19 protein-coding genes are annotated in these 16,818 nt (G+C 55.6%); 10 read left to right on the top strand and 9 right to left on the bottom strand.

Features of this window, described 5'->3' with window-relative positions; all coding sequences use genetic code 11:
- Nucleotides 1–193 precede the first annotated feature (193 nt).
- The gene (locus ORG26_RS07125; protein WP_266369339.1) at nucleotides 194–1,066 is read left to right on the top strand and encodes a transglutaminase-like domain-containing protein; all 873 of its coding nucleotides are present in this window, start codon (nucleotides 194–196) and stop codon (nucleotides 1,064–1,066) included.
- 63 nt (nucleotides 1,067–1,129) lie between these two features.
- On the opposite strand, the gene ORG26_RS07130 is transcribed toward ORG26_RS07125, so the two are convergent.
- Nucleotides 1,130–1,762 carry a 4'-phosphopantetheinyl transferase family protein gene (locus tag ORG26_RS07130; protein ID WP_266368003.1) on the bottom strand — a complete coding sequence of 211 codons (633 nt, stop codon included), beginning with the start codon at nucleotides 1,760–1,762 and terminating at the stop codon, nucleotides 1,130–1,132.
- A 144-nt stretch (nucleotides 1,763–1,906) separates the two neighbouring features.
- Here ORG26_RS07130 and ORG26_RS07135 point away from each other — a divergent pair, with 144 nt between their 5' ends.
- From ORG26_RS07135 to ORG26_RS07150, 4 genes are all read left to right on the top strand, one after another.
- On the top strand, nucleotides 1,907–2,824 hold the full coding sequence (locus ORG26_RS07135; RefSeq protein ID WP_266368005.1) for a WD40 repeat domain-containing protein: 918 nt from the start codon (nucleotides 1,907–1,909) through the stop codon (nucleotides 2,822–2,824).
- Between the two features lie 128 nt (nucleotides 2,825–2,952).
- On the top strand, nucleotides 2,953–3,825 hold the full coding sequence (locus ORG26_RS07140) for a DivIVA domain-containing protein (protein WP_266368007.1): 873 nt from the start codon (nucleotides 2,953–2,955) through the stop codon (nucleotides 3,823–3,825).
- A 107-nt stretch (nucleotides 3,826–3,932) separates the two neighbouring features.
- Nucleotides 3,933–4,283, top strand: coding sequence for a dihydroneopterin aldolase (folB, locus tag ORG26_RS07145; RefSeq protein WP_266368008.1), 351 nt, complete (start codon nucleotides 3,933–3,935; stop codon nucleotides 4,281–4,283).
- A gap of 35 nt (nucleotides 4,284–4,318) precedes the next feature.
- Entirely contained in the window at nucleotides 4,319–5,272 is a 954-nt protein-coding gene (locus tag ORG26_RS07150) for a class I SAM-dependent methyltransferase (RefSeq protein WP_266368010.1), read from the top strand.
- 56 nt (nucleotides 5,273–5,328) lie between these two features.
- On the opposite strand, the gene ytxJ is transcribed toward ORG26_RS07150, so the two are convergent.
- Nucleotides 5,329–5,667, bottom strand: coding sequence for a bacillithiol system redox-active protein YtxJ (ytxJ, locus tag ORG26_RS07155; RefSeq protein ID WP_266368012.1), 339 nt, complete (start codon nucleotides 5,665–5,667; stop codon nucleotides 5,329–5,331).
- A 271-nt stretch (nucleotides 5,668–5,938) separates the two neighbouring features.
- On the opposite strand from ytxJ, the gene ORG26_RS07160 reads away from it, so the two are divergent.
- Nucleotides 5,939–7,222: a 3-deoxy-D-manno-octulosonic acid transferase gene (locus tag ORG26_RS07160; protein ID WP_266368014.1), complete on the top strand. Its 1,284-nt coding sequence runs from the start codon at nucleotides 5,939–5,941 to the stop codon at nucleotides 7,220–7,222.
- Nucleotides 7,223–7,346: 124 nt separating this feature from the next.
- On the top strand, nucleotides 7,347–8,273 hold the full coding sequence (gene rsgA, locus ORG26_RS07165; protein WP_266368016.1) for a ribosome small subunit-dependent GTPase A: 927 nt from the start codon (nucleotides 7,347–7,349) through the stop codon (nucleotides 8,271–8,273).
- A gap of 37 nt (nucleotides 8,274–8,310) precedes the next feature.
- Here rsgA and ORG26_RS07170 read toward each other — a convergent pair whose 3' ends face one another.
- The 3 genes from ORG26_RS07170 to mce all read right to left on the bottom strand — a co-directional run bounded on the left by ORG26_RS07170 (nucleotide 8,311) and on the right by mce (nucleotide 10,916).
- The gene (locus ORG26_RS07170) at nucleotides 8,311–8,982 is read right to left on the bottom strand and encodes a TspO/MBR family protein (protein ID WP_266368017.1); all 672 of its coding nucleotides are present in this window, start codon (nucleotides 8,980–8,982) and stop codon (nucleotides 8,311–8,313) included.
- A gap of 77 nt (nucleotides 8,983–9,059) precedes the next feature.
- On the bottom strand, nucleotides 9,060–10,436 hold the full coding sequence (locus ORG26_RS07175) for a cystathionine beta-synthase (protein ID WP_266368019.1): 1,377 nt from the start codon (nucleotides 10,434–10,436) through the stop codon (nucleotides 9,060–9,062).
- Between the two features lie 72 nt (nucleotides 10,437–10,508).
- On the bottom strand, nucleotides 10,509–10,916 hold the full coding sequence (gene mce, locus ORG26_RS07180) for a methylmalonyl-CoA epimerase (protein WP_266368021.1): 408 nt from the start codon (nucleotides 10,914–10,916) through the stop codon (nucleotides 10,509–10,511).
- A gap of 192 nt (nucleotides 10,917–11,108) precedes the next feature.
- Here mce and ORG26_RS07185 point away from each other — a divergent pair, with 192 nt between their 5' ends.
- Together ORG26_RS07185 and ORG26_RS07190 are read left to right on the top strand one after the other, a co-directional pair.
- Nucleotides 11,109–11,435, top strand: a complete 327-nt coding sequence (locus ORG26_RS07185) for a HesB/IscA family protein (protein WP_266368023.1) — start codon at nucleotides 11,109–11,111, stop codon at nucleotides 11,433–11,435.
- A 144-nt stretch (nucleotides 11,436–11,579) separates the two neighbouring features.
- Nucleotides 11,580–12,128 carry an acyl-CoA thioesterase gene (locus tag ORG26_RS07190; RefSeq protein WP_266368025.1) on the top strand — a complete coding sequence of 183 codons (549 nt, stop codon included), beginning with the start codon at nucleotides 11,580–11,582 and terminating at the stop codon, nucleotides 12,126–12,128.
- A gap of 82 nt (nucleotides 12,129–12,210) precedes the next feature.
- Here ORG26_RS07190 and ORG26_RS07195 read toward each other — a convergent pair whose 3' ends face one another.
- From ORG26_RS07195 to metF, 3 genes are all read right to left on the bottom strand, one after another.
- The gene (locus ORG26_RS07195) at nucleotides 12,211–12,639 is read right to left on the bottom strand and encodes a nuclear transport factor 2 family protein (protein WP_266368026.1); all 429 of its coding nucleotides are present in this window, start codon (nucleotides 12,637–12,639) and stop codon (nucleotides 12,211–12,213) included.
- Between the two features lie 108 nt (nucleotides 12,640–12,747).
- Nucleotides 12,748–14,250, bottom strand: a complete 1,503-nt coding sequence (locus ORG26_RS07200) for a glycoside hydrolase family 32 protein (RefSeq protein WP_266368028.1) — start codon at nucleotides 14,248–14,250, stop codon at nucleotides 12,748–12,750.
- Between the two features lie 99 nt (nucleotides 14,251–14,349).
- Nucleotides 14,350–15,309, bottom strand: coding sequence for a methylenetetrahydrofolate reductase [NAD(P)H] (metF, locus tag ORG26_RS07205; protein WP_266368029.1), 960 nt, complete (start codon nucleotides 15,307–15,309; stop codon nucleotides 14,350–14,352).
- A 188-nt stretch (nucleotides 15,310–15,497) separates the two neighbouring features.
- Between metF and ORG26_RS07210 the strand changes: the two genes are divergently transcribed.
- Complete coding sequence (locus ORG26_RS07210; RefSeq protein WP_266368030.1) at nucleotides 15,498–16,058, top strand: fasciclin domain-containing protein; 561 nt, start codon at nucleotides 15,498–15,500, stop codon at nucleotides 16,056–16,058.
- A 58-nt stretch (nucleotides 16,059–16,116) separates the two neighbouring features.
- On the opposite strand, the gene ORG26_RS07215 is transcribed toward ORG26_RS07210, so the two are convergent.
- A complete protein-coding gene (locus tag ORG26_RS07215) occupies nucleotides 16,117–16,764 on the bottom strand; it encodes a response regulator (protein ID WP_266368031.1) in 648 nt (215 codons plus the stop codon).
- Between the last annotated feature and the right edge of the window lie 54 nt (nucleotides 16,765–16,818).

Raw genomic sequence — 16,818 nt, forward strand, 5'->3', positions numbered from 1 at the left:
ATCGAACAAAAATTGAGCCGAAGCGGTAAACTTCCCGGAGGTCAAATTTTGTTCTCTTCCCGGAGCTGTTCTGCGAACGTGGGCAAAAGTAGGAAATATGGCAGCTTTCTTAAAATTGTTTTTATCTTGGGGGACGGTTACCGGAACGGTTATCAGGTAGATAGCGAGGCACCTCCTTCCGCAAACAGGCATGATGAACGATACCGAAATTAAAGCATTAATATCGCTGCTGGACGACGAAGACCACGAAATCACGGAACATGTCGAACAGCGCATCCGGGAACTGGGCGGACAAATGATTCCGTATCTGGAGACCGAATGGGAAGGCAGTTTCAACCCGGTGGTGCAGAAAAAAATCGAGGAGCTGATCCACGACCTGCAGTATCAGTCTGTTCTTGAACGCATTAAAATCTGGAAAGAAGGCGGCGGGCTCGATCTGCTCGAAGGGTTGTGGATTGTGGCGACGTACCAGTATCCGGACCTGTCGCTGGAAAATCTGCGGCGGGACATCGAGCAACTGTACTACAAAGTCTGGCTGGAAGTGCGTACCGATATGCATCCGGTGGACCAGATCAAAACGCTCAATAACGTTTTTTTCAACAATCTGAAATTTGCCGCCAACACCAAGCACTTCCATTCTCCGGCCAATTCGATGATCAATGTGGTGCTGGAAACGCGCCGCGGCAACCCCATTTCGCTCTGCGTGATCTATATGCTGATTGCGCAGAAGCTCGGAATTCCAGTGTACGGCGTTAACCTGCCGAGCCTGTTTGTGCTGACGTACAAGCAGGGTACGACGCAGTTTTACATCAACGTCTTCAACCGCGGACTGGTCTTTTCCAAATCGGATATCGACCATTATATCGGACAGTTGAACCTGAAGCAGAACGACACGTTTTACCAGCCCTGTTCGCACGTGGACATCATCCGGCGGGTCCTGCGCAACCTGATGCTGGCCTTCGAAAAAAACGGCGATACGGCCCGGGTACAGGAAGTAGAACGGATCATGGACGCCATCCAGGACGAGGACGCCGCTCCGCCCATGTCGGATTATACGAACAAGTAAGCCCGTAACCCGGAGTGATACTCCGGGCTTGCTGCTGAGAAGTGCCCGGAGTATCACTCCGGGTTACAGGGCAACGGCCACCAGTCCCGGCCCGATTTTCAGACAGTAAATCGTCAGCTCGACTACGTATTCCGGCAGCCGGACGTGGCCCACCAGCCGCTCGGCCCCGTCGGCGAACGGCTCAACGTGCAAATGCTCCCGAAAGGTCAGCTGCCGTTTGCCGTACAGTTTGTACAGGGCTTCCTTGGCGCACCAGTACACGGCCAGGCGATCCAGGTCGCCGGCCGCATGCTCGATTTCGCTGTCTGACAAAACACGCGGCACCACGCGCTTCAACTGCTTCCGCAGCGGTTCGGCATCAATTCCGACGGGGCGTGTCCGGTGCAGCGCGGCGGCGGCCCAGCCGTGGGTGTGCGAGAGCGAAATCCGGGCGCTTTGGCTTTTCAGATGCGGCTTTCCGTGTTCATCCTTTTCCAGACCGGCATACGCCAGCCCTTCCTCGCTGGTCAGGTACTGCATGGCTACCCGGCAGGCCAGCCATTCGGCCCGCTGGCCGGGATGCGTGATGCCGCTCAGGTCCTGTTCCTCCTCGCCCGTCAGACGCAAAAGCGGTCGCAGATCGGCTTCCTCTTCTTCAATTTTCCACAACGCCACCGAGCAATCGGCGTTCAGACGCAGCATCTGGTGCAAAGGCATTCGGTATTCCGGTTAATTTTGAGCAAAAATAAGAAACCGTAGTCAGTGAATAGTGGTCAGTGTAACAGTGATTAGTACTTCGCTGTGAGTATAGTGCTGGCGAAGCCACTGTTCACTGACTACTGTCCACTGACCACTCTTCCTATGAACGTCCAAAAAATCGATACGTTTGCCGGGCACCGCGATTGCGTGTATGCGCTGGCTCCCGGTCCGGCGCCGGGGCAGTTCTTCTCGTCGGGGGCCGACGGGCTGGTCGTCAGCTGGCAACTCCAGCGGCCGGACCTCGGGCAACTGCTGGCGCGCGTTCCCGCTTCGGTCTACGCCCTGGCCTACGATCCCGACCGCAACCACCTCTGGATCGGGCAGAATTTCGACGGCGTTCATCTGGTAGACCCCGTTACTAAGGCCGAGGTGCACTCCGTCCGGATTACCAATTCGGCAATTTTCGACATTAAGTTTCTCAACAATCTGGCCCTAGTGGCTCTGTCCGACGGCGTGCTGGTGGTCATGGACACCGCGGGGCTGCCCGACGAAGCGCCCGTCGTCCGCAAGCATCTGAAAGCCTCGGAGAGCAACGCCCGGGCCATTGCCGTGCATCCGGAGCAACCGGTTTTTGCCGTAGGCTACAGCGACGCCATCATCCGGATTTTCGATGCCGAAACCCTGACGCTGCGGCAAGTTCTGACGGGCCATACCAACTCCGTCTTCACCGTTCAGTATTCGCCGGACGGCCGTTTTCTGCTTTCCGGCGGTCGTGACGCTCACCTGAAAGTCTGGGACGTGGCCGCCGGTTACGTACCGATTCACGACATTCCGGCCCATCTGTACGCCATCAACCACCTGGCGTATAGCCCGGACGGAACCCTTTTTGCTACCGGCAGCATGGACAAGGCCGTAAAAATCTGGGATGCCGCCACGTTTCGGCTGCTGAAAGTCATCGACCGCGCCCGCCATGCCGGACACGGCACATCCGTCAACCGGCTCTGGTGGTCCGATTTTCGGAACCAGTTGGTTTCGTGCAGTGACGACCGGCTGATTTCGGTTTGGGAAGTGGGCCGATAAGTAAACAAAATGCGCTTCGGGTGCTTTTTTCGGTATTTTTTTTAACAAAAAATTGATATTTACCGGCACACCGGGTTACTTTTATACAATACACGGTGATGACCAATCACCCCAACGCCCTTTTGAATATGAAAATTACGCCCATCGAAATACGTCAGCACACGTTCGAAAAAGCTCTGCGCGGTTACCGGACAGACGAAGTGGAAGCTTTTCTGGCGTCATTATCGCAGGAATGGGAACGCGTTCTGAGCGAACAGAAAATGCTCAAAATGCAGCTCGAACTGGCTGAAAAAGAACTGAATAAATTAAAGGAAATTGAGCATACGCTGTTTAAAACGCTCAAAATTGCGGAAGACAACAGCACCCAGATGCGTGACCAGGCCGAACGGGCTTCCGAACAACTCGTCATGGAAGCCAAAACACGGGCCGAACAGATCGAAGCCGATGCCCGCAAAAAATCGGCCCTGATGATGCAGGATGCCGAAAATCAGGCCCGGTTCCTCAAAGACAGCATTGCCAACGACCTGCGGTCGATGGAGCACGACTTCAAAGCCATGGAACGCTACCGGGACAACCTCGTTTCGCAGGTCCGGACGCTGGCCTCCAACGCCATGGACAGCATCGAACGGTTTGAGCGGAAATACAGCCAGCAGTCGATGCAGGGTAAACTCGACGAACTGACCGCCCAGGCGCCCGCCGACGACACCGCCGCGCCGGCCATAGCCGCCGAAGCCGATGATTTCGAAACCGTTCTGACCACGAACGATACGCCGGAGACGCCGACCTCCCCGGATAGCTATTATCCGGAAGCCGCCGCGGTCCTCGACGAAGACCCGGTGATGGCCCAGGCCACCGAAGCCGGCGAGGCCGGACTGCCTGTCGTAGAGCCGATTGAAGAGCCGACCCCGCCAGCGGCGTCCCACGACCCGGATTTACAGCCCGTTCCGGAAGAGCAAAGTTCGGCGACAAAAACCGGCGGTTCGTTCTTCGACCAGATTTAAACCCCAAGGCTGGCCCGCAGGTCAGCCTTTTTCTTTATTTTCGCCCCCAACAACATTGTCAGGCATGGTCATTAACGGTCCTTTTGGGCCGGATGGCAATAACCAGCATGGGCACTATCTCACTCGAAGGACTTGAATTTTTCGCGTATCACGGTTTTTACGACGAAGAACAGAAGATCGGCAACAAATACTCCGTCGATATCACCGTAACGACCGATTTTACGGAAGCTGCCCGCCGCGACCGGCTTAGTGCAACGGTCAATTACGAAGAGCTTTACCGCATCACCCACGAAGCCATGCAGCGCCCGGCCCGTCTGCTGGAACACATTGCCCACACGATTATCGAAGAAATAAAGAAAAAGTATCCGGATGTCGCCAGTGTCGAAGTGAGCGTTTCCAAGTTCAATCCGCCGGTGGGCGGCGTGTGCCACCGGGCCAGAATTACCCTTCGGGAATAACGCGCCCAGACCTGATCCGAAATTATTCCAACCCTATGACTTGTCGAATTTGCGGAAACGCGGAAGGAAATGCGCTGTACCGGGCACGCGAAATGATGCTCGGGACCCGGGAAGAATTCACCTATTTTCAATGCCGCCAGTGCCTTTGCCTTCAGATTGAAACCATTCCGGCCGATTTGGCGAAGTATTATCCAACGGATTACAATGGCTTTGCCGCCCCGCGGCGGGCCGTCTACGAAGGCGTCAAAGGGTTCGTGCGCAAAGCCCGTTACGCCGCCGCCCTCTTTCCCAATTCCGCTTTTGCCGGACTGCTCAACAGTCTGATGCAGGCCGAACAGTACGAAATTCTGGGTCACGTAGGCGTCCGGACCGACTCCCGGATTCTGGATGTGGGCTGTGGGCAGGGCAGTTACCTTTACCCCCTGTATGAACTGGGCATGAAAAACGTCCAGGGTGTGGACCCGTTCATCCCCGATTCGCTTCTCTACCCGAACGGGTACAAAGTGGAGAAAAAATTTCTGGAAGACGTTTCGGGTCAATGGGATGTGCTGATTTTCAACCACTCCTACGAACACGTTCCCGATCCGCTGGCGACCCTGCAGGCGGCGGCGAGGCTGCTGGCCGATCAGGGGACCTGCCTGATCCGGATTCCCACGGTGTCTTCTTACGCCTGGGAGCATTACCGGACCGACTGGTTTCAGCTCGATGCGCCCCGGCATCTGTACCTGCATTCCGTGGAAAGCATGACCCTGCTGGCCGGGCAGGCAGGGCTGAAACTGATCGACGTGCGATACGACTCCGACAGCGCCCAGTTTGTCCATAGCGAAAAGTACAAACGGAACATTGCCATGTATGAAGACGCCTCCGCTCTGTATTCGTCAAAAGTGGACCGCAAGCTGAAAAAAATGGCGTATCAGCGGCAGGCGGAAAAACTCAATCAGGAAAAGAAAGGCGACCAGGCCGCCTTCATTCTTCAGAAACAGCCCTAAAACAAAACGGCCCGCTTCAGGAAAGCGGGCCGTTTTGCTGAATCTATAACGCAACATCAGGCTTGTACCACCTGATCTTTCAGACTGTCAAACGAAATCGCCATGTGCGAAGCGTCGTACACGCACTCCCCGTTCTGAATCAGCAGCACCTGCGGCGACTGGTGTTCCACTTCGAACTCTTCGGCAACCTGATTGGAAACCGAACGGTACGAGATCAAATCCAGGTAGTAAGGCTTGATTCCCGCGGCCTCGTTCCAGCTCCGTTCGAGGCGGCTCAGCGCCATGGCGCTGATCGAACAGCGGGTACTGTGTTTGAAGATCAAAACCGGTTGTCCGGCCGACTCCTGTTTAATTGCTTCGAGCTGCGCTCCGTCTTGCAGTTTATTCCAATTCATTGATTTGAATGCTGTATTCGTTTGTTATAAAGCATTTTGGGCGGAAAAAGTTCAACCCACCCCTGCCAGGGTCTTCGACCGCTTACAGGGGTGCTCCCCCAACATTCAAAGCTCCTGAAAGGGTTCCAGGACCTTAAACCTGTCAGGGTCTTCAACCGCTAAAAGGGTTCTCTATCCAGTATTCGGCAAGAACCTATGGCGGTCAGGTCCGTTGCCCGCCGACCGGGGCGGGAAATTCGTAGCTTTGCCGCAGTAACCAAACAGCATTCTTTTGTTTTCTTTCGTTTATACCCTTTCCATTCGGCTTTACGGCGCCGCCCTCCGGCTGGCGTCTCCGTTTCACGCCAAAGCCCGGCTGGCAGCGGCCGGGCGGCGGGACCTGCTCGCCCGGATTCAGCAGGCGTTGTCCGGCAATACAGCTCCTGTGGCCTGGTTCCATGCCGCTTCGCTGGGCGAGTTTGAGCAGGGGCGGCCGGTCATGGAAGCCTTCCGCGCGCAATACCCGGAGTACAAAATCCTGCTTACCTTCTTCTCGCCCTCGGGCTACGAGATTCGGAAAAATTATGCCGGAGCCGATTACATCTTCTACCTCCCGCTCGATACACCCGACAACGCCCGGCAATTGATCGAGGCCGTCCGGCCCGCCATCGCCTTTTTTATCAAGTACGAATTCTGGTACAATTACCTCCGCGAACTGCACCAACGCGGTGTGCCGACCCTTTCCTTTTCGGCCATTTTTCGGCCCGGTCAGGTCTTTTTCAAACCCTACGGCGGTCCCTACCGAAAGTTGCTGACGTATTTTGATCACATTCTGGTCCAGAACAAAGAGTCCGACGAGCTGCTGCGGAGCCTGGGACTTACGGCCGTCACCCGGGCAGGCGACACGCGTTTCGACCGGGTGGCGCAGATTGTCGCGAACAAAAAACCCATTCTAATTGCCGAAGCGTTCAAAGAAGACACCCCGCTTCTGGTGATTGGCAGCGCCTGGCAGGCCGATATGGATGTGCTGATTCCGGTCCTCAACGCTTTCGACAAACCGCTGAAGGTGATCATCGCTCCGCACGAAATCCACGACGCCGAAATCGAACGCTGGCGCGGTCAGTTGTCCGGCAAATCCGTTCGTTACTCCGAAGTTGTTCAGGCCGGACGCGATCAGTCGGCCGTTCAGGACTCCCGTTATTTAATCATCGACAACATCGGCATGCTTACGTCCCTGTACCAGTACGGCGACTTTGCGTACGTGGGCGGGGCGTTTGGCAAAGGGCTGCACAACATCCTCGAACCGGCCACGTTCGGCATGCCGCTGTTTTTCGGGCCGCGTTACGAAAAATTTCAGGAGGCGGTGGATTTGGTACGGCTTGGCGGCGCTTTTTCGGTCGGGAACTCTGAGCACCTCCGGGTCGCTTTTGAGCGGATTTACGGGGATAAACAGGCGCACACGGCCGCGGCAAAGGCCTCGGCGGATTATGTGGCTTCGGGAGTGGGCGCCACGGCTCTGGTCATGGAAGTAACTCAAAAAGTCATTTCGCAACGTTTATCAAAGAATACCCAGTAAGACATTTAATCAATTTGCACCTCTCCTTGTTAAAAGAGTTCGACGGGTCATCAAGCCTGATTGGAAAATCGTTGATGCCCTTTGAGATTCTTTGATAAACTTTGCGAAATAACCGTTAAAATCTTTGCAGTCAGCTCTCGTCATACGCTCCACCGGCTCCTGGTACGACATTCGCACCGGGGACGGCCACACCTACCGCGCCCGGTTGAAAGGTAAATTCAAAATCGCCGGGCTGAAAGTAACCAACCCGATTGCCGTGGGCGACCGGGTCCGGTACGAAGTGGAAGACGAAACCGAAAACACGGCCGTCATCCTGAATATCGAACCCCGCGAAAATTACATCATCCGGCAGTCGGTCCACAAAACGGCGCACGGACATATTCTCGCCGCCAACCTTGATCAGGCCGTCCTGATCGTCACGCTCACCATGCCGCGGACTTCGCTCGGGTTCATCGACCGTTTTCTGATTACAGCCGAATCATTTCGCATCCCGACCACGCTGGTTTTCAACAAAACAGACACGCTGAGCGAAGAAGGGCTGGCCTACCAGCAGGAAATCCGGGACCTTTACGAAGGCATCGGATACGCCACCCTGTCCACCTCGGCCACCGAAGGAACGGGCGTGCAGGACTTTCAGGAACTGCTCGGCGGCAAAATCACGCTTCTGTCGGGCCATTCGGGCGTCGGGAAGTCCTCGCTGGTCAACGCCATTGCCCCAGATCTGAATCTGCGGACGAACGAAGTTTCGACTTTTGCCAACAAGGGTGTCCACACGACCACCTTTGCCGAGATGTTCGAATTGGGACCCGATACCTTCATCATCGACACGCCGGGCATCAAGGAACTGGGTCTGGCCGATATGTCGAAAGAGGAAATCAGCCATTATTTTCCCGAAATGCGCGACCGCCTGAACCAGTGTCGTTACCACAACTGCCTGCACGTCAACGAACCGGGCTGCGCCATCAAGGAAGCCGTGGGCGAAGGCGAGATTGCCGAGAGCCGTTACTGGAGTTACCTGAGCATGATCAGCGGCGAGGACAACCGCCGGTAAGAAAATCGGCGGGCCTTCCGGGTCCGCCGATTTTCTTTTACAAAGAAGAATAATCGCTTAAATGCGCCTGCGGCTCTCCGGCCGTCTCCTCATCCTCGAACGGAGCTTTCTCCCCTTCCCACAACTGGATGGGAGCCTCCAGCCCCAGGCCCCGATCGGGATTGTACAACGCCTGATAAGCCGCTACGGAAGTGGCAAACCAGGTCCAGGCCATGACGGGCAGGTAGGCGTTGGCCAGCCGCCGGTCGTAAGGCCGGGCCAGCGTATAGGCCGCCGTGTTCAGCAGGGCATCGGCCGGCGTCCAGACCAGCGCCAGAATCGGACTTTTGCGGCGGAAATACACGTAACCAAAAGTTGTGAAATCCAGCCAGTGCAGCGCCTGCAGCAGCAGCAGCGCCCGCCGGTTCGGAAACCAGCCGGGTTTGTTCAGCAGCCGCAGCCCCGCCCAGGTCAGGCAGAGGGTGTTCAGCGTCCAGGCCGGACCGAACAACCCGGCGGGTGGCGCCCAGACGGGCAGTTTCTGCTTTCGGTAAAAATCCTGATCGTCTTCGTGCTGCTGTTCCCGGCTCCGCTGCCGGCTGCTGCGAGCCGACAGGCCCGCCGCTACCGTTACGGCCGCAAAGAACAGGGCGGCATGGTACCACTTAAATCGCTTCGGCTGAATAGTTTCGGCCCAGTTTGCCGTTCGGGCGGCCAGAGTACGCGACATTTCCATGTGTTTTCGGGGAATGTTTTTTACGTAACCCGCTGCGCAAAAATAGGGTTGGTCCCGCCGCCGAATTCTGTCTAAGTGGTCATCGCGGCCAGCAGGTCGGCCTGTGTAATGATATGCACCTGCTCCGTTTCGTCCCGCACGAGCAGCGCCTTGTTTTCGCGGTCAATCAGGGACGAAAGCACGTCCACCGTGTTGTCGAGCCCGACGAACTTGAACGGCTTGTCCATGACCTCGCTGACGGGCACGTCCTTGATGGCGGGGTCTTCAATGAGTTTGCTTAAGATGGTCGAATCGGTCAGGCTGCCGACGATGTGGTCCTGCTCGTCGGTAACCGGAATCTGGGAAATGCCGCGCTGGTTGAGCGTCCGGATGGCCTCGGCCACGGTGGCGCTGCGGCTGACGGTGGTCAGTTTGGCACTGCCGTTCTTGCTGTGGATAATGTCGCGGGCGGTGGCAAACTCCCGGCTTTCGAGGAAGCCGTGGTCTTTCATCCAGACGTCGTTGTAAATCTTGGCGAGGTAGCGCGTGCCGTGGTCGGGCAGCAGAATCACCATCACGTCGTCGTCCTTCAGGTTATCTTTCGCCCATTCGAGCGCCCCATGCACGGCCGTTCCGCACGACCAGCCAATAAACAGCCCTTCCTCCCGCGACAGACGCCGGGCCATGATCGCCGCGTCTTTATCGGTCACTTTGACAAAATGATCGATCATGCTAAAATCGACGTTTTTGGGAAGAATATCCTCCCCGATGCCTTCGGTCAGGTACGGATAAATCTCGCCTTCGTCGAAAATTCCCGTCTCCTTGTACTTCTTGAACACCGAGCCGTAGGTGTCGAGGCCGATCGTGACAACGTCCGGATTCTGTTCTTTCAAGAATTTGGCCGTGCCGCAGATGGTGCCGCCCGTCCCGACGCCCGAGGCGAAATGCGTGATTTTGCCGTCCGTGTCCCGCCAGATTTCCGGGCCGGTCGAGTCGTAATGGGCGGCGGTGTTGGAGAGGTTGTCGTACTGGTTGGGATAAAACGAGTTCGGGATTTCCTGATTCAGCCGTTTGGCGACGGAGTAGTACGAGCGCGGATCTTCCGGGGCTACGTTGGTCGGGCACACGACGACTTCGGCCCCCACCGCGCGCAGGATGTCGATTTTCTCCTTCGACTGTTTGTCAGCCATCGTGAAAATGCATTTGTAGCCTTTTCCGATGGCGGCGAGGGCGAGCCCGAAGCCCGTATTGCCGGAGGTGCCTTCGATGATGGTTCCGCCCGGCCGGATGACGCCCGCCTTTTCGGCGTCTTCGAGCATCCGGATGGCAATGCGGTCTTTCACGGACTGACCGGGGTTGAAATATTCGACTTTCGCCAGAATCGTCCCCCGGATGCCCTTGGTCACCTTATTGAGTTTGACCAGCGGGGTATTGCCGATGGTGTCGATGATGGAATTATAGTACTTCATGATGATGTGGTCTTGTACGTGGTCAGAAAAGTAGTGATTTGTTGATGAAAATGGTTGAAGGAGCGGGATTGTTTAGGCCTTGATTTCCTGACACAACTCCACCAGCACGCCGTTCGTGCTTTTCGGATGCAGGAAAACGACCAGCTTGTTATCGGCGCCCTTTTTAGGGGTTTCGTTCAAAAACTGGAAACCCAGAAGCGTCAGACGCTCGATCTCGACGCGCAGGTCGACGACTTCAAACGCAACGTGGTGGACGCCCTCGCCGCGCTTTTCGATAAATCTGGCAATCGGACTATCCGGGCGCGTGGCTTCCAGCAGTTCGATCTTGGTTTCGTTGACCCGAAAGAACGAGGTCGTGACGCCCTCCGATTCAACGGCCTCCGACTTGTAAGGCTCCGCTCCCAACAGCTTTGTAAATAAATTGTTGGAAGCCGCCAGGTTCCTGACGGCAATTCCGATGTGCTCGACGTTTGTAAACATACTCGTGGATTAGGGATGACCGGCCGGCAGCATTGGTCCACGCGACTTCCCTGCACCCGACCGAACTTTTCATTTCTGGCAAAAGTTAATAGCTTAGCCTTGCTTACCAATATTCAGGCGCTAATTTTCATTATTCGTTGCGGTTCGCCGCTCGACGGTTCGCCGCTCGGTTCATTATTCATTTTTACCGCTATGGTATCGGTTACTGAAAAAGCCAAAGATAAAATCATTGAACTCCGTCAGAAAGAGGGCCTTACCGACCACTACGCCATCCGCGTGGCCGTGGAGGGCGGCGGGTGTTCGGGCCTGATGTACGACCTGCAATTCGATACGGCCCAGCAGCCGACCGACCATGTCGTGGAGGACAAAGGCATCCGGATTTACGTCGATAAAAAAAGCCTGCTGTATCTGGCGGGCACCGAACTGGATTTCTCCGACGGCCTCAACGGCAAAGGCTTCCAGTTCAAAAATCCTAACGCCAGCCGGACCTGCGGCTGCGGCGAAAGCTTCAGCGTGTAATTGACGTCTGAACCGGGATTTACGCTGATTTAAATGATTCAACTGATTTTTAGGACTACCCCGGTTCTTGACGAAACGACAAGTCTCCGGTGCTCAACGAAATCATGTTAATCAGCCCAATCAGCGTAAATCCCGGTTCAGACAATGCGCCCCGTCTCTTTCTCCCGCATCACCCTTACCGAACTCATGATTCCCGCCTACGCCAATTTCGGCGGGAAGATCCACGGCGGCATCCTGCTGTCGCTGATGGATAAGGCGGCCTATGCTTGCGCCTCCAAACACTCCGGCGCTTATTGCGTCACGGTTTCGGTCGAAAACGTCGAATTCCGGCAGCCTGTGGAAGTGGGTGAGCTGGTTTCTCTGCTGGCTTCGGTCAATTACGTGGGCCGCACGTCGATGATCATCGGCATCAAAGTCATCGCCGAAAATGTCAAAACGGGCGTCGTGAAGCATACCAATACGTCCTACTTCACGATGGTCGCCAAGGACGACAACAACCAGCCGACCGAAGTGCCGCCGCTGCTGCTCGAAACCAAAGAAGACATCCGTCGCTTTCTGGAAGCCATCAAACGCCGCGAACTCCGCCAACGCAACCGCGAAGAATTTGATAACGAAAAAACCCGCCTGCTCGTAGAAGAGGGCGGGTTGGAAATGCTGCAGGGCGAACGATGCCGGGTGGCAATTAAAAGTTAAGAGTTAAGAGTTAAAAATAGCTTTGCAGGTGCCGGTGATCTAGGCAAAGCGGAGCCTATTTTTAACTCTTAACTTTTAATTTTTAATTCTGCAAGCGCAGTGACTGCCAGGCGGCCATCTGCCACTGGTTGCCTTTTTTGACGTATACGTCCGTATAGCGGAGTCGGGTGTTGATGGTTTCGCCGTTGTTGGCGGCTTTAATCAGACACACGCCGTTGATGATAGCCGTATTGCCGTACACCCGGACTTTCATCTCCTGCACGTCGATGGCGTCGTATTTCGATTTGCCGTCCTTGATGGACTGGATGTAGGACTGCTTGGTATCCTGATTGCCGTTGGAATGCGTGTAGATCAGGTCGTCGGCCAGCACTTTATTCAGTACGTCGTAATTTTTGGCGACCTGCGCCTCAAAACGCTGTTTCTCGGCGGCCATGACGGCTTTTTCGTCCGCCGATTGGGCGAAAACAAACGTGGTGACCAGAAGGAAACAGGCGGTCAGGAGTGATTTCATGGTGGTTTAAGTTGTGTTTTTTTGGTAAAAGAAAGAGTTCACGCGGATATACGCAGATTTCCGGCCCAGATTGGCGCAGATTTTTCCAATGCCCTCCGAAAGCACCAATCACCAGACCGATTCCACATTTCGGAGAGTGACCGACCGCCAGCCTTCGCCCCGGAATTCGATGGCCTGGCTGTTGGGACCGGGAAAAATCAGATTCGTCAGCGTCACCTGCCCGTCGTTGGCGAAGACCTCCACCGACGAGCGGTCTACGAAAATCTGGAGCTTTAGCCGGGTCGGAATGAGGCTGTTTGCCCCCGTTGTGGCCAGTTTCAGCGGGGCCGATGTCCGCGCTGGAAAATCCTTGTGAAACTTCGTATTACCCGACTTCGTGCGGTCCACGTACAGTTCCTGCCGGGCCAGATCGTAGCCAATGACCGTCTCTTCTTCGCCGGCCTTCCGGACGGCCACGGCCACATCCGCCGTCAGGTCGGCCTCCACCGTCAGGACGTAGGAGTCGCCTTTGATCCGGTTGTCTTTCAGGCTTTTATTCAATTCGGCTACATCGATTCCGCGCCACTGGAAGCTGTCCGAGGTCAGCGGGCGAATCTGGCTGGCGGGTAGTTGGCGCAGTTCATACGCATTTTTGGTTCGGACAATCTTCAGTTCGCGCGGCAGTGTCATGGCTCCCCGAAACGGCGTTGTCGGAATATCGTTGGCGTATTGCCAGTTGTTGAGCCAGCCCAGACTCAGGGGTTTGGGCGCGTGGTTGAACGTAATGGCCGCGTAGTAGTCCTTGCCATAATCGACCAGCCGTACATCTCCCGGCTTCATATCCGTCCGGAACGCCTTCCCGTTGAAATCGCCGATCCAGTACCGCATGCCCGTTCCTCCGGCCGGCATGCCGCCCCCGAGCGAAAGCAGCAGCAGCCATTTTTTCTCTTTACGGCCTTCTACGGGCAGTTCAATCAGGGCGGGACATTCCCAGATGCCGTCCGGGCCGTTGTCGGCAAAGGCGAATTCGCCGGTCCGCTCCCACTGTTTCAGGTTTCTGGAAGCGAAGAAAAGCGCCTTCCGTTGCGTCGAAAGCACCACGGTCATGATCCAGCGGCCGGACGGTTCGTGCCAGATCACGTTCGGATCGCGGAAGTCCTTTTCCTTGAGGTCGATGACCGGGTTGCCGGGGTATTTGGTCCAGGTCCGGCCGTTGTCGAGGCTGTAGGCGATGTACTGGCTTTGTATTTTTTCGGTATGATTGGTGTAAATCGCCACCATCGCGTTTGTGCCGAAGCCGCTGGTGTTTTTGCTGTCCACCACGCAGCTTCCCGAAAACGCCATGCCGTCCTTGTCCTCCGGAATCGCCGGTTTCAGTTCCTTCCAGTTGAACAAATCCGGGCTGACGGCATGGCCCCAGGTCATGTGTCCCCAGCGGATGCCGAACGGGTTGTACTGAAAAAACAGGTGGTATTCGCCGTTGTGGTATACCAGCCCGTTCGGGTCGTTGGTCCAGTTGATGCGGGGCGAAAAGTGATACTGCGGGCGGTAATTCTGGCGGTAGGTGGTGTCCGTCCGCTGCGCGAAAGCGGCGGTTGACACCAACAGAAGGGTAAGGATTTGTCGGATCATCTCGGTGTAACTCGTTGCGGCTTTCTCCGCCGTCCGCGGGTGGTTTTCGCCGCCGGACCGGACGAAGCAAAACGCAGAGTTACACAGAGTTTTTCAGGATTAAAACACTTCCCGGGCGATTTTTACGATGTTATCCGACTTACCCATCGTGTAATAATGCAGCACCGGGGCGCCCGCCGCCATCAGTTCGCGGCTTTGCTGGATACACCATTCGATGCCGACCTGGCGGGCCTGCTGGTCATTTTCGCAAGCCTGCACGGCTTTGATGAGGTCTTCAGGCATTTGCAGGTGGAAAATCCGCGGCAGCACCTCCAGTTGTTTGCGGGTACTCAGCGGTTTCAGGCCCGGAATGATCGGAACGTGAATGCCCGCCTCCCGGCAGCGCCGGACAAAATCGAAGTACTTGCTGTTGTCGAAGAACATCTGGGTGACGATGTAATCCGCCCCCTTGTCGATTTTCAGCTTCAAATACTTGAAATCCGTGTCGTGGTCGAGCGCTTCGAAGTGCTTTTCGGGATAGGCCGCCACCCCGATGCAGAAGTCCGTCGGACTCAGGGCCGTTTCGCCTTCGTGCAGGTACACACCCTGGTTCATGCTGCACACCTGCTCGACCAGTTCGCTGGCGTAGGCGTGCCCGTTTTCCTTCGGTTTAAAATCCTTGAACGGCTTGGCCGGGTCGCCGCGCAGCACGAGCACGTTGTCGATGCCGAGGTACTGCAAATCGATCAGGAAGTCTTCCGTTTCTTCTTTGGTGAAGCCCCCGCAGAGCACATGCGGCACCGGGTCCACGCCAAAGCGGTGCATGATGGCCGAACAGATGCCTACGGTTCCGGGCCGCTTGCGGGTCACGATTTTGCGGATGGTTCCGTCCGGCTCCGGGCGTTCGATGTATTCTTCGCGGTGGTAGGTAACGTCGATAAACGGCGGTTTGAACTCGATCAGCGGCTCGATGTTGTCGAGCAGGTTCTTCAGATTATCGCCTTTTATGGGCGGAATCACCTCAATACTGAAGATGGTTTTGTCGCCCGCGTTACGGATATGATCAACGATTTTCGTCATTCGAATGGCCTAAAGGGCTTATTCATACAAAAATACAGCCGGAATTGGTAGGAATTACTACCCGGTCCGGAAGTGCCTCCGAAAAAATTTGCCCTCCCCTAAATCCAAAGTGTCAGAACGGCCGTAAGTTTTTTTGTAGATGCATCTCACCCATACAATTCGTTCAACTAATCTAATTCGACAACATCATGAAATCGTTCCGGAAGTTTATTTCCGCTTTTGCACTTGCATCTACGCTGAGTCTGTCTGCCTTTGCGCAGGATAATACGGTAATGGTTGGCGGGGCGCCGATGTACCCAACCAAGAACATCGTTCAGAACGCCGTCAATTCAAAAGACCATACCACGCTGGTGGCCGCCGTCAAGGCGGCGGACCTCGTCGGCACGCTCGAAAGCGCCGGACCGTTCACCGTCTTCGCCCCCACCAACAAGGCGTTTGACAAACTGCCGAAAGGCACCGTCGAAACCCTGCTGAAACCTGAGAACAAGTCGTCTTTGCAGGGCGTCCTGACGTACCATGTCGTACCCGGCCGGATCGGTTCGACCGAACTCGCCAAAATGATTAAGGACGGCAATGGCAAAGCAACCCTGAAGACGGCCGCGGGTGGCACCCTAACCGCCAGCATGGACGGCAAGAAAGTAGTGATCATGGACGAAAAAGGCGGAAAATCGACCGTCACCGTCAAGGACGTGAACCAGTCAAACGGCGTGATTCACGTCGTCGACAAAGTTCTGCTCCCGAATAGCTAACCGAGTATACAATCCACACCAGTCACATCCCGCCCTGCGTTTGCCGGAGCGGGATTTTTTATACCTGTACCAATCCCATCCGAATGGCCGTAATCGCCATTCCAACGCGGCTTTTGACGTTCATTTTCTGAAACAGGGATTCCCGGTATCCATCCACGGTACGGGTACTGACGCACATCTTGTCGGCGATTTCGGCGTAGGTAAGGTCGCTGCAGGCCATCTTAAGGAACTCCTGTTCCCGGCCGTTAAAGGTAAAGTTGACAGAGGTCGTATTCATTTCGGTAGGATTTAAGCTGCGGACAAGATGATTGGTGAGGAACTCCGAATAATGGAATCCCCGCAGGCGGATGTCGTCGAGCGCCTGGCGGAGTTCGGAGGGGCGACAACTTTTCAGGAGATATCCTCTGGCACCGTGACGAATCATGCGGACGATGTGCTCTTCCCGGTCAGTCATCGACAAGGCCAGGATTTTCACGGCAGGATAATGTTGTTTGAGGTGAAGTGCGGTTTCGAACCCGTCCATTTCGGGCATGCTGATATCCAGCAAAACGATGTCGGGTACCGGCCCCCGCTGCATCTGGTTAAGCAGTTCTTTCCCGTTCCCGGCAATGTAGACAACCTCGTACTTTTCGAAGTTCTGAATCATATCCGAAAGTGCCTGAGCAAGCAGCCGGTGATCGTCGGTGATAGCGATTGTCGTTTTCATAGGCAGGTCAGGGTAACCGTTTCTGCCTGACAATTAACATAGTTCGCGCAATGA

The organism is Tellurirhabdus rosea (assembly GCF_026278345.1).
GTDB lineage: Bacteria > Bacteroidota > Bacteroidia > Cytophagales > Spirosomataceae > Tellurirhabdus > Tellurirhabdus rosea.

Coding starts and splice junctions, on each gene's coding strand:
- ORG26_RS07125 (WP_266369339.1), top strand. CDS start 194: ATGAACGATACCGAAATTAAAGCATTAATATCGCTGCTGGACGACGAA.
- ORG26_RS07130 (WP_266368003.1), bottom strand. CDS start 1,762: ATGCCTTTGCACCAGATGCTGCGTCTGAACGCCGATTGCTCGGTGGCG.
- ORG26_RS07135 (WP_266368005.1), top strand. CDS start 1,907: ATGAACGTCCAAAAAATCGATACGTTTGCCGGGCACCGCGATTGCGTG.
- ORG26_RS07140 (WP_266368007.1), top strand. CDS start 2,953: ATGAAAATTACGCCCATCGAAATACGTCAGCACACGTTCGAAAAAGCT.
- folB (WP_266368008.1), top strand. CDS start 3,933: ATGGGCACTATCTCACTCGAAGGACTTGAATTTTTCGCGTATCACGGT.
- ORG26_RS07150 (WP_266368010.1), top strand. CDS start 4,319: ATGACTTGTCGAATTTGCGGAAACGCGGAAGGAAATGCGCTGTACCGG.
- ytxJ (WP_266368012.1), bottom strand. CDS start 5,667: ATGAATTGGAATAAACTGCAAGACGGAGCGCAGCTCGAAGCAATTAAA.
- ORG26_RS07170 (WP_266368017.1), bottom strand. CDS start 8,982: ATGTCGCGTACTCTGGCCGCCCGAACGGCAAACTGGGCCGAAACTATT.
- ORG26_RS07175 (WP_266368019.1), bottom strand. CDS start 10,436: ATGAAGTACTATAATTCCATCATCGACACCATCGGCAATACCCCGCTG.
- mce (WP_266368021.1), bottom strand. CDS start 10,916: ATGTTTACAAACGTCGAGCACATCGGAATTGCCGTCAGGAACCTGGCG.
- ORG26_RS07185 (WP_266368023.1), top strand. CDS start 11,109: ATGGTATCGGTTACTGAAAAAGCCAAAGATAAAATCATTGAACTCCGT.
- ORG26_RS07190 (WP_266368025.1), top strand. CDS start 11,580: ATGCGCCCCGTCTCTTTCTCCCGCATCACCCTTACCGAACTCATGATT.
- ORG26_RS07195 (WP_266368026.1), bottom strand. CDS start 12,639: ATGAAATCACTCCTGACCGCCTGTTTCCTTCTGGTCACCACGTTTGTT.
- ORG26_RS07200 (WP_266368028.1), bottom strand. CDS start 14,250: ATGATCCGACAAATCCTTACCCTTCTGTTGGTGTCAACCGCCGCTTTC.
- metF (WP_266368029.1), bottom strand. CDS start 15,309: ATGACGAAAATCGTTGATCATATCCGTAACGCGGGCGACAAAACCATC.
- ORG26_RS07210 (WP_266368030.1), top strand. CDS start 15,498: ATGAAATCGTTCCGGAAGTTTATTTCCGCTTTTGCACTTGCATCTACG.
- ORG26_RS07215 (WP_266368031.1), bottom strand. CDS start 16,764: ATGAAAACGACAATCGCTATCACCGACGATCACCGGCTGCTTGCTCAG.